This window comes from Bacteroides sp. UBA939 (genome assembly GCF_002293435.1).
Classification (GTDB): Bacteria; Bacteroidota; Bacteroidia; order Bacteroidales; family Bacteroidaceae; genus Bacteroides.
In genome coordinates this window covers 1-15,022 of sequence record NZ_DBDF01000187.1, presented here as the reverse complement: position 1 = coordinate 15,022, position 15,022 = coordinate 1, and the positions used below count along the sequence as shown (strand labels likewise).

At 44.7% G+C, this 15,022-nt stretch carries 10 protein-coding genes; 6 read left to right on the top strand and 4 right to left on the bottom strand.

Translation table 11 applies throughout. The features are described from left to right. Positions 1-86 precede the first annotated feature (86 nt). From B2Z67_RS11920 to B2Z67_RS11910, 3 genes are all read right to left on the bottom strand, one after another. On the bottom strand, positions 87-1,073 hold the full coding sequence (locus B2Z67_RS11920) for an HlyD family secretion protein (protein WP_291530056.1): 987 nt from the start codon (positions 1,071-1,073) through the stop codon (positions 87-89). A gap of 382 nt (positions 1,074-1,455) precedes the next feature. Beyond that, positions 1,456-2,943 carry a TolC family protein gene (locus tag B2Z67_RS11915; RefSeq protein WP_291530055.1) on the bottom strand — a complete coding sequence of 496 codons (1,488 nt, stop codon included), beginning with the start codon at positions 2,941-2,943 and terminating at the stop codon, positions 1,456-1,458. 608 nt (positions 2,944-3,551) lie between these two features. Further along, entirely contained in the window at positions 3,552-4,427 is an 876-nt protein-coding gene (locus B2Z67_RS11910) for a hypothetical protein (protein ID WP_291530054.1), read from the bottom strand. A 529-nt stretch (positions 4,428-4,956) separates the two neighbouring features. Here B2Z67_RS11910 and B2Z67_RS11905 point away from each other — a divergent pair. The 6 genes from B2Z67_RS11905 (at position 4,957) to B2Z67_RS11880 (ending at position 12,277) form a co-directional block, all read left to right on the top strand. Then, on the top strand, positions 4,957-5,505 hold the full coding sequence (locus tag B2Z67_RS11905) for an RNA polymerase sigma-70 factor (RefSeq protein ID WP_291530053.1): 549 nt from the start codon (positions 4,957-4,959) through the stop codon (positions 5,503-5,505). A gap of 84 nt (positions 5,506-5,589) precedes the next feature. Beyond that, entirely contained in the window at positions 5,590-6,567 is a 978-nt protein-coding gene (locus B2Z67_RS11900) for a FecR family protein (RefSeq protein ID WP_291530052.1), read from the top strand. Between the two features lie 75 nt (positions 6,568-6,642). Beyond that, on the top strand, positions 6,643-9,252 hold the full coding sequence (locus B2Z67_RS11895; RefSeq protein ID WP_291530051.1) for a TonB-dependent receptor: 2,610 nt from the start codon (positions 6,643-6,645) through the stop codon (positions 9,250-9,252). 6 nt (positions 9,253-9,258) lie between these two features. Next, positions 9,259-10,185, top strand: a complete 927-nt coding sequence (locus tag B2Z67_RS11890; protein ID WP_291530050.1) for a DUF4249 domain-containing protein — start codon at positions 9,259-9,261, stop codon at positions 10,183-10,185. 762 nt (positions 10,186-10,947) lie between these two features. Next, entirely contained in the window at positions 10,948-11,292 is a 345-nt protein-coding gene (locus tag B2Z67_RS11885) for an ISAon1 family transposase N-terminal region protein (RefSeq protein WP_291530049.1), read from the top strand. 1 nt (position 11,293) lies between these two features. Then, entirely contained in the window at positions 11,294-12,277 is a 984-nt protein-coding gene (locus B2Z67_RS11880; protein WP_422652255.1) for an ISAon1 family transposase, read from the top strand. Between the two features lie 75 nt (positions 12,278-12,352). On the opposite strand, the gene B2Z67_RS11875 is transcribed toward B2Z67_RS11880, so the two are convergent. Then, positions 12,353-14,533: a glycoside hydrolase family 3 C-terminal domain-containing protein gene (locus B2Z67_RS11875; RefSeq protein WP_291530047.1), complete on the bottom strand. Its 2,181-nt coding sequence runs from the start codon at positions 14,531-14,533 to the stop codon at positions 12,353-12,355. Positions 14,534-15,022 lie beyond the last annotated feature (489 nt).

Below are 15,022 nucleotides of genomic sequence, written 5' to 3'. Positions count from 1 at the left end.
ATGTGTATAGAGAGTAGCCCAGGAGGAGGGGAATTGAAATAGTTCTGTAATATGCATATAACTCCTTAATTTCTGATTCACATTAATCACTTCTCCAATATCACCGACATCCCCGGCCGTAGCCCCTCCACCTTTTCCAGTGGCAATGCCCTCACTTCGAAAGTCTTCAGGTCGAACTGCCCGGTTGTTTTCGTCGCTTTCCAGGCGGCATAAGTACCCAGGTCTTTCATATAGCTCACCTTCAACCGGATGTTCTTATCTAATGCCGGAACGAATGCCTCGAATTCCGTACCTACGGTTAGCCCTTGCAGTAAATCCTCCCGGACATTGAATGTCACCCACATATCCTCCTGTATGGCGACGTTCATAATCGGCGCGCCTGTTCCTACCAGTTCGCCTGTTTTGGGGAAGATTTCCGAGACTTCGCCTGCTGTCTGAGCTATGAGGTATGTTTCTTTAATGTAAGACTCCACTTCCGCAACAGCTCCCTTGGCACGGTCTACCAAAGCGGCTGCTGCTGCCTTGTCTTCCCGTTCGGCGCCATTCTTGGCCATATCGTATTGCGCTTTGGCGGCTTTCTCGGTGGCCACGGCGGCATCTCGTTGTGCGGTAACTTCGTCCAACTTCTGCGCGGACATTACTCCCTGGTCGGCAAGGTTCTTTACGCGTTTATAAGATTTCTCGGCAATTTCAAGTCCTGCCTTTGCCTTTTGCCACATTTCAAAGGCAGCCTGTACCTGTTCATGGCGGGCGCCTTTCAGCGCCTTCTCGTTCTGTGCCTGTGCGGCAGCTTCGGCGGCACGCGCCTGTTCCAGTTTAGCCAACACGTCCGGAGCTTCCAGTATGGCAAGCGTATCTCCGGCTTGCACGCTTTGCCCCTCCTTCACGCGGAATTCCAGAATACGTCCCGGCACTTTGCTCGATACCCGGTATTCCGTGACTTCTGCCTGTCCCTGTACAATTTCCGGTCCCTTGCGCAACATGAAGAAACCTACTATAGCTACAATGGCAATGACGCCCAACAACGTTAAGAACGCCAGCAGCATATTACTGTTTTGTGATTTGGTATCCATTTTTTGAATTATGAATTATGAATTATGAATTATGAGAGCTGCAATGCTCTGTTTCTTGTTTTTGATATTGTTCCTTGTTACTGTGAATCAATAGTTTAGGAGTTATCGCTTCGCTCAGTAGTTATAGGAGTTAAAGCCGATAGTGTTGCTACTGAATCTGATGAGTCATCAGGTAGCCACCTGACGAGCTATCAGGTAGTCAGGTGACGAGTCGTTACAGGGACACGTGACGAGTCGTCACGGGAGCACGTGAAAGGCCGTCACGTAGTAACCTGACGAGTTAACATATAAACGGGGTATCGGCTTTAACTCCTAAGCCTGTTTATGGCTGATAAATCCTTAACTCCTTTAACTCCTTAACTCCTTTAACTCCTAATTCACCTTATTTATCAACGTTCAACTGCCCCAACGCCTTTTTCAGGTAAATATCGGTCAGCTTTACATCAATCTGTGCGTCTATTCTCTCTGACTGGGCTGAAAGCCAGGCTGTATGCGCCTCAAGTACATTGCCGGCAGCTATGACTCCTTCTTCAAACCCAAGCGTGGCATATCGCAGGTTTTCGTTTGCTTTCTCCAGATTCTTCTCCGCCATAGCCAGCTTTTTAGCCGCTTCATTAACCCTGAAAACAGATTGATTAACCTGAAGCTCTATCTTCTCTTTGGCATCATCCAACTGATGTTGCACAATGCGCGCTTCCGCTTTGGCTGCTTTCACCTTATATGTACCTTCTCTCCAATGCCAGACGGGCACTTGCAGCACGACACCTACACTCCACATCCCCTTGAACTTCTTCTCAAACCCATTGAAAGTCGAAGGATTAGTCATCATATAACTACCCATGAGCGCCAACGACGGCAGATATTCGGAACGCGTGACATTTACTTTCTGTTTATAGATTTCGGTAGCGAGTTCCAGACTGCGCACTTCCGGACGTGTACCGTAAACCATCTCCAGGTCAATGCCATTAGCAGCTACCGGAGTGGGGGACAAATCATTCTCTTTTTCATCTTTAAGAGCAATGGGAGTGGACAAATCTAGCCCACATAGTTGACACAACAACATTCTGGAAAGGCTCAAACCGTCTTCCACTTTAGTCAGCGTCATTTCCGCTTCATTCACCTTTACTTTTACCGACAATCCGTCCGCTTTGGTGGCAACGCCTTCGGCAATCATCTTGTCCACATCGCTCTCCAGCTTCTGCAATAACTGAAGGTATCCTTCGGCTAACTTCTTTTTACCAGCCAGCGATACCACCTGCCAGTAAGCCTGGTCGGTGCTGAGAATAACCTCCTGCAAGCCCGTGTTGTGTTGCTGGCGCGCCAGTTCCTCGGCATATTGGGTAATCTTGTTGTAAGCCCGTATCTTACCACCCATATAAAGGGGTTGCGTCAGCGTCAGTGCGCCCGCGTACATGTTTCGCGTATCCGTGCGGAATGCATCTATAAGGGAATTTCCAAGGCCATTGAGCGGAGTAGCAATATCTACATTGCCCAGCGTCTGGATAAACGCCATGAATTGCGGGTTCTGTGTCAGCTCCGGATGTTGCGTCAGAATACCTTGTATGCCGTTCTGCATAGCGCCACTCATTTGCGTTCCTATAGAACCTAACGCTCCTTTTTGAGCATCATTCAGTAATGAAATCTCTTTCTGTGTACGCATATATCCACCTGTGGCGGATATCTCGGGAAGGTAGTTGGTAAACGCCGCTTTCCTCTGATAATGCGCGGAGTTGATTTTCTCCCGGCTTATCAGCAATTCTTTATTATTGGCTATAGCCAATGCACGGCAACTATCGAGGTTTAAAACCTTTTGTGCACCGATAGAAAGTGCGAGACATGCCAACCAAATGAAACATAATAACTTCTTCATGGCATATAAACATCTTAAGAAACCATTTTGTTTTTTATATTTACTTTTTTTAGTCTACAGCTTGAATAATACAAGCTAAGGCAATCAAGATTTTGCCTTGTGCGGCAACAATAATTGCATAAACAACGATGCAAATGTAGAGGCTTTCTGTGAGACTTCAAAATGAATCAAACTTTTTTCGGTGCAGCGGTGCCAAGTTTTTGTTAATCTCACTCCCATACTTAGCCTATCTCACTATACGACTGAGATACCCTCAGTCGTATACTTAGGGTACCTTAGTCGTATACTTAGCCTACCCCCTCTCAGAATGCATTCCGGATGGCTTTTTTGAACAGAGTTTAATAAATCATTGGAGCGTTTTTAAAGAATATGCCCATCGTTTTTAAAAAACGTGGGCAACGTTTATTAGCAGCGTAAAAAGAGGCTTTAAAACCCGTCGCTAATATATTCTGAACGGAAAAACATGCTGCATAACCCGGAATTTAAAGCTGTCAAATTCGATACCTTTTTGCACGAGGCTGGAGCAAACCGTTTTTATTATAACACCCAAGAACGAAAGGTACGAGAACAAAGAAAGGGGAAAAATATGTGTTGGTTTCAAAACGATACTACTCTAACGTGAATGCCTGCGAACCGATAAGTGTTCCGTCGGCGAAGATATCCACCCGGTATGTGCCTGCATAGAGGAATTCTTCCACGTCCCAGTACACGGTTACGTTTTGTTCTTCGCCGTTGTATTCGATATACTTTTTAATGGAGTATCCCAGTTCGCGGTTCTCATAAGGGAAGGTATTGGCGGAATTCTTGGTCAGTACGTCATTGTCAGGCTTGGTGATGCGGACATAGAGTGTGCGTTCGCCGGTTTCGGCAGTGATATTCTTGACGATGGTGAAGCCTATCTTGAATTTTACGACATCTTTCACCTTCCTGGCTTTTTTATCTCGCTTGTTCACAGGCAGGATGCTGATGTTGGTGGCGTCCAGTTGGGCGGCGAGGGTTACCTTCTTATCCAGGTTCTTTTTCTCTTCAGACAGGTCGCTGATTTGCCGGGAAGCATCGTTATACTTCTGCGTGACCTGTGCGATTACCACTTTCTGTTGTTCCGTGAGGCGATTCAGCGAGTCTATCTGGTTGATATAACCTATCATGACTTTGCGCAGGGAGGCAAGTTCATTTTTCAGGCGGCGTATTTCGGCGGCATTGGTGCTTTTCACGGTGCGCAGTTCTTCCAGCAGACGTTGGGTTTTCAGTTGTTCCTGTTCCAGCAGTACGGACAGGGAGTCGTTGGACACGGTCAGCTTCAACTCGTCATACTGTTGCGCAAAGCGTGTATATTCGTTTTCCAGGTCTTCCTTTTCCAGTTGGAATTCCTGTACCAGTTCCTTGTTGGTTTGTTTTTCGGAAAGCAATAATACAGTGACAACAACCAGTGCTGATACTAATATGATACCTACAATAATCAGAAGCCTTTTATTATTTGCCATAGTTTTTTTGATTCTTAATTTTATTAGTTGTTAATTTTCAATAGCATAAGTCTATTCTGTCGCAAAAATAAGCATTAATTGTTAATCACTAATAACTAACCCTTAAGAAACTGTTTTGATTTTCCTTTTTTAAGATTTCTATCAGCTTCTTTTGAGCTTGTTTTCCGGTCTGTTTTTTGTTTTTAAGAGGAGCATAGCGCGGGCTATGTGACGAAGAAAAACAAAAAAACATCCTCAAAAACAACTCTCAAAATAATGCTGAGCAAAATCCAAGCAGTTTCTTAGAGCCTGTTTAAAATTTCCTCAAAAAGTTTTTTATTCAGCCTGTTTTGAGTTTATTTTCGGTCTGTTTTCCTCTTTTTACTCGTCACATAGCCCGCTATGCTCCTCATAAAAACAGAAAAACATCCTCAAAAATAACTCTCAAAACATTGCTGAGCAAAATTTAAACAGGCTCTAAGCCCCGTATACTCTTTAAATTTCCTTAAACAACAACTAACCTGCACCGGGAAATCGTACCTTTGCCCCCATGAAGCCAATTAGCGAAACCACTATTGTTGCTTTAAGGAATGGTAGCCACAAAGCATTCGAAGACGTATTTAAGGCCTGTTTCGATAAAATCAAACTTTTCATTTTCAGTTATATAAAATCGGAAGTTGATGCAGAGGAATTGGCGGAGGATATTTTTGTAAACCTGTGGATTAACCATGAATCCATAGACGTAACCAAGTCTTTCAGCTCCTACCTGCACACCATCGCCCGAAATACAGCGCTTAATTTTCTCAAACATAAATTCGTCCGCGAAGCTCATGGGGAAGCTGTCCGGCAGACGGATTCCGGCTTCAGCCCTGAAGATGAATTGATTGCCCGGGAAACCCGTTTACTCATTGAAATGGCTGTTGAGAAAATGCCGGAACAACGGAAAACAATCTATCGCCTGAGCCGGAATGAAGGTCTGAAGAATGAAGAAATAGCCATCCGGCTGAATACCACAAAAAGAAACGTAGAGAGCCAGTTAAGTCTTGCGCTGAAAGACCTCCGGAAAGCCATTAACTGCATCTTTTTATTCTTTCCCTGATTTTTCTGAAAAAAAAATCCATCTTCTCATTGAGGTTTTTACCGTTGAGTTGTATTACAGCAAAAACGAAGCAAAACAGAGAAAATGGAAACAGACAAAAAAAGCCGGGTATCGAAGATTACCAAAGAGTATCTGCAAAACAGATATTCCAAAGATACGGAAGAAGAGATACAGCAATGGCTCATTGAAGATGAATATTCCGCAGAAAAAGAGCAAGCCTCTTTGGAATATTGGGACGCACTGGAGGCAAAGCCCAATGCAAGCACCTTGCAGGCATTGAAACGTGTCAATGCGCGAACAGGTATTCTGAGAACCATTCCATTGCACCGCCGCCTGATGCGCGTTGCCGCCGTATTAATCCCGGCATTCATGCTATTGGGTGGCATTTATTACTTTTCCCAACAGGAGAAAATGCTTCAGGTCATTGCGGCTTACGGGGAAACAAAACACATCCTGCTGCCCGACAGTTCAGAAGTGTGGCTCAACGCCGGAAGTTCGCTGCATTACCCCTCAACATTCAGAAAGGAGAACCGTACACTGACACTGGAAGGAGAAGCCTGCTTTTCTGTCAGGAAGGATGCACAAAGACCCTTTATAGTCAACACACAGAATCTTTCGGTCAAGGTGCTGGGAACGGAATTTAATGTCAGGGCTTACAGCGGCGACAACCGGACAACCGCCACACTGGCAACCGGAAAGATTGAAGTAAAAACCACCTCCAACCAAACCCGAATCCTTGAACCTGACGAGCAACTGACTTTCGACAGCCAGACCGACGCTATTCAGGTAGCAAAAGTTTCCGCCCATGATATTACGTCGTGGACTACCGGGCAACTCATCTTCACAGGGGCTACGCTGGATGAGATTTTCAAGACCTTAGAGCGGCGTTTTAATATTACTTTCGACACCGGCAACGCACCGCATCAATCAAAGGAATACTATACCATCAAGTTCCTGAAGAACGACAGCATCGAACAAATCCTGCACGTCCTGAAAGACGTAACCGGGGACTTCTCTTATACCAAAACAGGAAACAAGATCATAATAACCCCAAACATATAAAGTATGGCTCATCGAACGAAATTCATATTGATAATAGTTTTTCTGACTCTATTTTCCTTTTGCCCTCGTTTCTCGATGGCTCAAGAGAAGCGGATTACGATACAGGCAAAAGACGTCTCCCTTGCGGACGTATTTGCACAAATCGAACAGCAAACGGGGTACAGCATTGCCTACGGACAATCTAAAATAGATGTACAGAAGCGCATCTCGCTATCACTGAAAGATGCCAGCCCGGATAAAGCGCTGACGGAAGTTCTGAAAGGCATGGGATTGTCGTACAAAATCAACGGGTATCACATTATCTTAATACCCGAAGCAACAAAACCTCCTCAGAGCATCCGCCCACAACCTGCCAAACGAACCTTTACCATAAATGGGCGAATAACGGATGGAGGAACAAGCGAAGTTCTCATTGGGTGTAATGTTGCGGGGTTGAGTGCCGGCAAAGGCGCTACGACCAATTCTTATGGCTTGTACAGCCTGACGCTTCCACAGGGTAACTGCAAATTCACGGTCAGCTATATGGGTTATGAGAATTTTCATTTAGACTTCGTTCTGAAGAAAGATACCACCATCAATATATCACTGACTCCTTCTGCCCTGGAGTTACAAGAAGTAAGCATAACGGCGACAAACCGGAATCTACAGGTGGCGAGACTGGGAAACGTCAACGTATCCCTGTCGATGATTAAGGAAACCCCGGCCCTATTGGGCGAAAGCGACCTGATGAAATCGCTGCAATATATTCCGGGAGTACAGAATACGGCGGAAGGCAAAAGCGACCTGAGTGTCCGCGGCGGAAGTCCCGACCAGAACCTGATACTGCTGGACGGTATCCCCATATACAACGCCAACCATGTTTTCGGATTCCTTTCGGTATTCAATACCGATGCGCTTAAGAACGTGACACTTTACAAATCGGGATTCCCCGCCCGTTTCGGAGGGAGGCTTTCGTCTGTAATAGATATAACCACCAAAGACGGCAACAAGGATAAGTTTACCGGGTCGGCCACGCTGGGATTACTTGCCCTCAAAGTCAATCTGGAAGCTCCTGTCATCAAGGATAGAACGTCATTTACTTTCTCCGCACGGCGGTCATTGGTCGATTTGTACCTGGTTCCGGTGCAGGAATGGCTTGATGATGAGGATAGTTCGTCGGAATCTAAAACCAACTTCTTCTTTTACGATATCAATGCTAAAATCCACCATAAGCTAAATGAACGCACATCCCTCTACGCCATGGCGTACAACGGGCGGGATAAACTGGAAAACCGTCACAGTGAAAGCGCCGACCCGTCGGGACAGAAAAACTCTGCTACGCAGCAGGACTGGAAATGGGGGAATACGATATTCGCCACAAGGCTCAACACGGTATTGTCGCCAACCTTGTTTATGAACACCACCCTTTCGTACAATCAATACAGATATAATACGTCCATCGACAAAAGTTTTGCAACGACAGGAGAGAATGGAAATAACGTGAAGTTCCACAACGGGCTTAATTACGATTCGGGGATAAAAGACTACGCCGCAACCGCCGACTTTGAATATATCCCTGCATCCGGGCATTACATCCGGGCGGGCGCGTCTTTCATTTATCATGACTTCAAACCGGAAGTCATTAAGCAACACATAAGCGATGACGGTGTCAATAAGAATATCGCCAATCCTAATGTCTTCGCAAAAGAAAGTGGCGTATATGTGGAGGACGATTGGGATATTACCCCGAAACTACGGCTGAACGCAGGCGTCAGGGCTTCGCTGTTCAATGTCGATAACAAAACGTATTATGCCGTCGACCCCCGGTTGGCGGTGCGGTATATGCTATCCGACCGGATGTCTGTCAAAGCCGGATACACCCACATGCAGCAATATATTCACTTGCTTTCGAGCAATTCGCTGGTACTGCAAACAGACATGTGGGTTCCCGTAACCGCCAGTGTGCGACCGATGAATTCACAACAAATCTCGATAGGCGGCTATTACGTTATACCGCGGCTGTTCGATATATCGGTTGAAGCCTATTATAAGAATATGCGCAACGTAATCGAATACAAGGACGGGGCTTCTTTTGCCGGCATCTCGTCCGGCTGGGAAAACAAGGTTGAAGCCGGAGAAGGCAGGGCGTATGGGATAGAGTTTTCATTAGAACGGAAAGAGGGACGCACAACGGGCATACTGTCATACGCACTGGCTAAATCGGAACGCCGGTTTACGGAGATAAACAACGGCAAGTGGTTTCCGGCAAGGTTCGACCGCAGGCACACCGTCAATTTTCGCCTCACCCACCAATTCGGCAAAAAGATTGATGCCTCCCTGAGTTGGGTTTATTCTTCGGGCGACATGGCTACCCTGCCCATGATGACTGCCGTTACACCCGACATTCCTGATGCATGGGGAATCGTGAACTTTGCAGAACAACTCGACCACCGCAATAACTACCGCATGCCGGCACAGCATAGGCTCGATTTGGGGGTGAACTATACGACCGGCAGGAAAGGAAGCCGGTACAGCGTCCTCAATTTCAGCATATACAACGTGTACAACCGCATGAACCCGTTTAAACTGTATATAGAAGAAGAGCAGACCGCCAAGCCGGACGGAGAAATAGCAACCGCCCGCAGGTTAATGCAAATATCGCTGTTTCCTATCATGCCGTCAATTTCTTACACTTATCATTTTTAGCAGATTATGAAAAAGACAATATATCACACAATAGTTTTAGCAATCGCAATGGCTTCTACAAGCGGATGCGAAAAGGAGATTCCAATAAGTACGGAGGATTCGGCGCCGAAAGCGGTTCTGAATACGATTATCAACTGCACGGCGAATATAAATTCCGTGAAACTGTCGGAAAGCGTTTCCCTGTTCTCACCGGCAGAAGCCGCCCGGATTGAGAACCCGAGCTTGCAACTGAAGATAAACGGTTCGGACAAAGAGATAGCGTTTGACACCTACAGAGGTGTTGATAGCTACTATCGTTTTGCAGAGCCATTATCTCCCGGAGATAGAGTGGAGATAGGCGGCAGTACGCCAAAGCACGGGGCGTTCAGTGGTTTCGACTATGCCCCGCTTCCTGCTGAAATAGTATCGGTATCTACCGAATGGTTCAGGGGGAAAGTCAATGATATGTCCTATTTGCGCACTCTTATCAAAATCAGGGATAACCCTGATGCAAGGAACTACTACCGCATTGTAATCCGGGATAAAACTTTGTTTGACGCCGAGGCTGATGAATCTGCCTTTCCTTGGAATTTGCAGGACGTGTATGTTGACCAGGAAATCATATTCAACAATATTTCCGGCATTGGCGGAGAAGATGACCATGTGTACAGGGTTTTTTCGGACGATTTGTTTCAGGGGAAAGAATATACGCTGAATGTATATATCAGGAAAGACCGGTTCAATGACTATGACTATGAATCCGTCAGGCATTTTGTAAAGGTTGAAATTCACGCCCTCTCCGAGAATTTATACAAGTATCTGCGTTCGTTGGAGCAGGCCTCGGTGGAGGATAATTTTCAGGAGCCGGTAAAGATATTCTCGAACGTGAGCGGAGGGTATGGAATTGTTGCGATTTATAATGTTAGCGATAAAGTAGTAGAGGTCGAAGAATAGGTCTTTTATCCTACCCAGAGCATGTTCTGAGAGGGGGTGGAATGAGTATACGAGTGAATAGGGTTCAGTCGTATAGTGAATGCCATTCAGTCGTATAGTGAATAGGGTTCAGTATACGGGTGATTTATGAAGAGTAATGAGGGGGTATGTTTGTGTCCTTTTTTTTGCTAAGGCAAGTGAAGGGTAAATCAATACTATCAAGAAAAAAACAATATTATAGGGCAACCACACAAGAATCTCATTCCTGACTTTATCAACGCGTCACCCATTTTAAAGATTTAGCCAGTCATCAGATTCTATAAGGTACGAGATGGCTTTCTCTTTGTCTGCGATGCGAGAATCAAGGAATATATTAGTGATAGGTTTTAAAGCCACTTTTTACGCTGTTAATAAACGTTGCCCATATTCTTTAAAAACATGCCAAAGATTTATTAAAAACGCTATTGATGGTTATTAGTAGAACAAGAATCGTATTTATATTGTTATTGTACAAAAAATACTAAAAGTAGCTACCGGAATCGAAGAATTTTAAAGTTTTCTTTCGGGTATACAAAGAAATTCTTATCTTTGCATTAGAAAAGTGCCAGTATCGGCTTTAGTCCCGCTATTTGCACTCTAAAAAATGTATTTGGGGCTACATCCTTTGTCGGTGTAGCCCTATTTTTATATACTGGTTCGTCTGAATCAGGGAGATGTTAAGGGTCAGTCCGAAAACCCGGTTGCAGTAACTGACCTGTTTGTATAATTGCTTATCTTTGGCACATGAAACAGTGGGAAGTATTAAAAACAGTGTTTCCTGAGGTAATCACAGATAATTTTGAGTTTGTGGATTACAAGGAAACAGATACAACATTAGAGTATTGGCTTGACGAACGTGAATATATGTCTCGTGAGGATTATAAAGCAGGGTGTGTTCGCCCTTATGGTTTTACCGATTCCAAGACAGTTCAGGATTTTCCTATCCGTGGTCATGCGGTTTATCTCCATGTGAGGCGGCGCAAATGGATAGATCGTTCTACTGGTGAAATATTCTCCTATACTTACGACAACTTAAGTGAAGATGGCTCCAAACTTTCCCCCGAGTTTGTTGCTTTTTTAAAAGAATAGAATTGAGACTACAGCGGAAAGCATCAAGGGTATTGCGACCCACTATGGTGTAAATGGTAAACAGCTATCCAGCCAATACAAGGAAATCTTTTCGGATTATCGCCATTGGGATCAATTGAATCATGCTACCGATTACTTGCTGTTTCCTCAAAACATAGGTGAGAATCTTAGTATAGATGAAACCTGTTTAAGTTGTGGAGAAGTGTATACTTTCCTGACAAACAAGGACGGACACGGTGGTCCGGGTACTATTGTGGCGGTTATACATGGTACTAAAGCGGAAACAGTGATAGCTATCCTTGAGAAAATTTGTGTCTCCAAGCGGAAGGCAGTGATGGAAATAACACTTGACTTATCCTCCTCTATGATGTTGATAGCTCGTACTGTTTTCCCCAAAGCCAGAATTACCAATGACCGCTTTCACGTACAAAAGCTGTATTATGACGCATTGGACGAATTGCGTATTACTTTACGTTGGATGGCTCGTGACCTGGAAAATGTAGAAATCAAACGATGTCGAGAAGAAGGGATACCGTATCTCCCTTTCCGATATGCGAATGGTGATACACGCAAGCAATTGCTAGCTCGTGCTAAATTTATATTAACCAGACATGAGTCTAAATGGACAACCTCGCAAAGATGGAGGGCGGATATAATATTTGAATTCTATCCGGAACTCAAACAAGCCTATCAATTAGCCATGGAACTCACCGATATCTATAACGCGAAAAGTCACAAAGACGCTGCCAGATTAAACTTAGCCAAATGGTTCGATAAAGTAAGCAAACTTGCCGGGAACGCATTTCAAACAGTCATTGACACATTTATAAATCATTATGACACAATCTTAAATTTCTTTGTAAATAGGCAAACAAATGCCGGAGCCGAATCATTCAATGCGAAAGTAAAAGCGTTTAGAAGTCAGTTTAGAGGAGTTGCCGATATACCGTTCTTTCTATATAGGTTATCAATGTTGTGTGCATAATAAGTCAGTTACTGCAACCGGGTTTTCGGACTGACCCACTCTTTTGAGAGTTCTTTTGAGGATTTTTTTCTGTTTTTACTTTATTGTTACTCTTTTTGTTAGCCTGATGTCTTCGGAAGATGTTCCTACCATGACATTTACTCTGCCTGATTCTATAACAAAGTCATCCACCGTATCATCCCAATAAGCTAAATCTTCCGGGTTCAGTTCAAAGGTCAGTTGTTGGCTTTCTCCTTTAAGAATCATTGTTCGTTTAAAACCTTTCAGTTGCTTAACAGGACGCACTACTTTTGAATCCGGATACGACACATAGAGCTGAACAACCTCTTCACCATCTCTTTCTCCGGTATTTTTCACATTGACCGAGACTTTCAATGTTTCGTCTTTACGTATGGCATTTGCAGAAATCGCAAGGTTGGAGTAATCAAACTTTGTATAACTTAATCCGTATCCGAACGGATAAAGAGGGGTTTTCTTCGCATACATGTAAGTCCGCCCGTTGCGGATATCATAATCCATCATCGGAGGCAAATCGGTAATGCTTTTAACCCAGGTCTGGGTAGTTCTTCCTGCCGGATTTATCTGACCGAAAATAACATCCGTCAACCCGTTTCCAAGTTCTTGGCTGTTATTGGTTACATGCAATATAGCCGGCAGGTTCTCTTGCGACCAGTTGATTGCAAACGGGAAACTACTTACCAATACCATAAGGGTATTCGGATTGGCATTGTACACTACTTTGGCCAAATCTTCCTGTTCCAAGGTCAATGCTTTGCGGTCTACAGCTTCTCTTCCATCACTCGGAACCGGTGAGTATTTCCATCTGGGGTCTGTTCCGTACACGTGGTTTCCTACGCAAACAATGGCGACATCGGCTTTCCTGGCTGCAATGGCTGCTTTATCCGTGTCGTCTGTCGACTCGAACAATACTTCCACATCGTTACCTACGGCGTTTCTGATTCCTTGCAGGATTGTTACCGCATAAGGTGGCGTTCCACTATACCAGTCCAACAGCACTTCATCTGCCCGAGGGCCGATTACGGCTATTGACTTTATTTTGTTTTTGTCCAACGGCAGGAATTTGTTCTTATTCTTTAGCAGAACAACGGACTTTGCGGTAACCCGGCGAACAAACTCCTTTACGTCTTTCTTAGTCCACGGAGCAACCGTGTCGGTAACACCAATGTTAGCGTATGGCACGTTGTTGGGGTTACCGTCCAGCAGCCCAAGCCGGAGTGCGATAAAGAAGTTGTAGCGGATTACTTTGTCTATGTCTTTTTCCGTAAGCAATCCTTGTGCGATAGCTTCATATATATAAGGTTTATACGTATCGAGGAATTGTCCTACGCCGGCTTTGACAACAGCGGCGGCCCCTTCCGTAAGGTTGGGATAAGCTTTATGCGCCTCCACCAACAACTTCAACGCGCCTCCATCGGTACAGATTATCCCATTCATGTTCCATTCCGAGCGAATCTTTTCCAATACAGGGTGTACTGTCATCGCCGTGCCGTTCCAGCCATTATAGGCTGCCATAAATGCACGCGAACCGCCATCTTCAATGCCTTTCCGGAAGGGATAAGCATAATATTCATAGAAAAGTCGATTGTCGAAATCGGAAGAAGTGGAGTCTCTGCCGGCTTCGTTGCTGTTGGCAAGGAAATGCTTCATTAAAGAAGCGGATTTCCAATAGCGCGGATTTTCACCTTGCAGACCTTTCACGAAAGCAACTGTCATTTGGGCCACAAGATGAGGGTCTTCGCCGAATGATTCTTCGGTTCGTCCCCAACGCGGGTCGCGTGCCAAATCGGCATTTGGAGCGCGCATCACAAGTCCGCCTTTCTGGTATCGGGCGCTTTGGGTATAGTAACGTATTTCTGTGGCTTCAAGATCTGCTACTTCCCTTATCAGTTCCGTATCCCATGTTTCGCCCAGCCCGTAGGCTTGCGGAAAGGTGGTAGTGGGATATACATCGGGAACCATCTGGTAGTTCACCATTTTCCTGCCGCCCCAGTTGCCCGGACCTCCCAGAGCCATTCCGTGGAGTCCTTCGGAATGTCCCGTATTACGTATGCCTAACCGGGGAATTCCCAAGTTAGTTCCCAACGCATTTATTTTTTCATCAATCGTCATCAGTGACAACAGATTATCCAATCGTTCATCATCGCTTAACGCTGTGTTCTGAAACGGATAAATGTATTGCGCAAATGAAAGACTTGCGGATAAGATGCAACAGATTGCCAATATAACCTTCTTCATAGGAACTATTATTTTGTTATTAAAGTTAATATGCCGTCATTATAGCTGTACTCCAAATAAGTACTAACCTGCATTATTCATACTGTAGTTAGAGTAGTTATCACTTCGTTAGTAGTTAAGCAGTTTAAGCCGATACTCCGTGAACCATATAACAATACTATCGGTTTTAACTCCTAAGCCAACTTGTTGGCTGATAACTCCTTTAACTCCTCTAACTCCTGAAGCATGAATTATTCAGGCTAAATGCGTTGCAAAGGTCGGAAAAATAAATATATAACAGAGATTATTATGTTATGAACCACGGCCAGAGATAATCCTTCCGATGGCTGTAATGTTATCATTTGGGGTTCCATTTGTTATTACTCCCCCTCGGCGATATATAGTTCTTCGTTACTTTGGATGCAGGCAACTATGATTTAACCTGCATTATTCATATCGGCAAATACATTCATTCGTCTCACGAGATGAATTCTTTCATCCCACGGGACG

Coding starts and splice junctions, on each gene's coding strand:
- B2Z67_RS11920 (WP_291530056.1), bottom strand. CDS start 1,073: ATGGATACCAAATCACAAAACAGTAATATGCTGCTGGCGTTCTTAACG.
- B2Z67_RS11915 (WP_291530055.1), bottom strand. CDS start 2,943: ATGAAGAAGTTATTATGTTTCATTTGGTTGGCATGTCTCGCACTTTCT.
- B2Z67_RS11910 (WP_291530054.1), bottom strand. CDS start 4,427: ATGGCAAATAATAAAAGGCTTCTGATTATTGTAGGTATCATATTAGTA.
- B2Z67_RS11905 (WP_291530053.1), top strand. CDS start 4,957: ATGAAGCCAATTAGCGAAACCACTATTGTTGCTTTAAGGAATGGTAGC.
- B2Z67_RS11900 (WP_291530052.1), top strand. CDS start 5,590: ATGGAAACAGACAAAAAAAGCCGGGTATCGAAGATTACCAAAGAGTAT.
- B2Z67_RS11895 (WP_291530051.1), top strand. CDS start 6,643: ATGGCTCAAGAGAAGCGGATTACGATACAGGCAAAAGACGTCTCCCTT.
- B2Z67_RS11890 (WP_291530050.1), top strand. CDS start 9,259: ATGAAAAAGACAATATATCACACAATAGTTTTAGCAATCGCAATGGCT.
- B2Z67_RS11885 (WP_291530049.1), top strand. CDS start 10,948: ATGAAACAGTGGGAAGTATTAAAAACAGTGTTTCCTGAGGTAATCACA.
- B2Z67_RS11875 (WP_291530047.1), bottom strand. CDS start 14,533: ATGAAGAAGGTTATATTGGCAATCTGTTGCATCTTATCCGCAAGTCTT.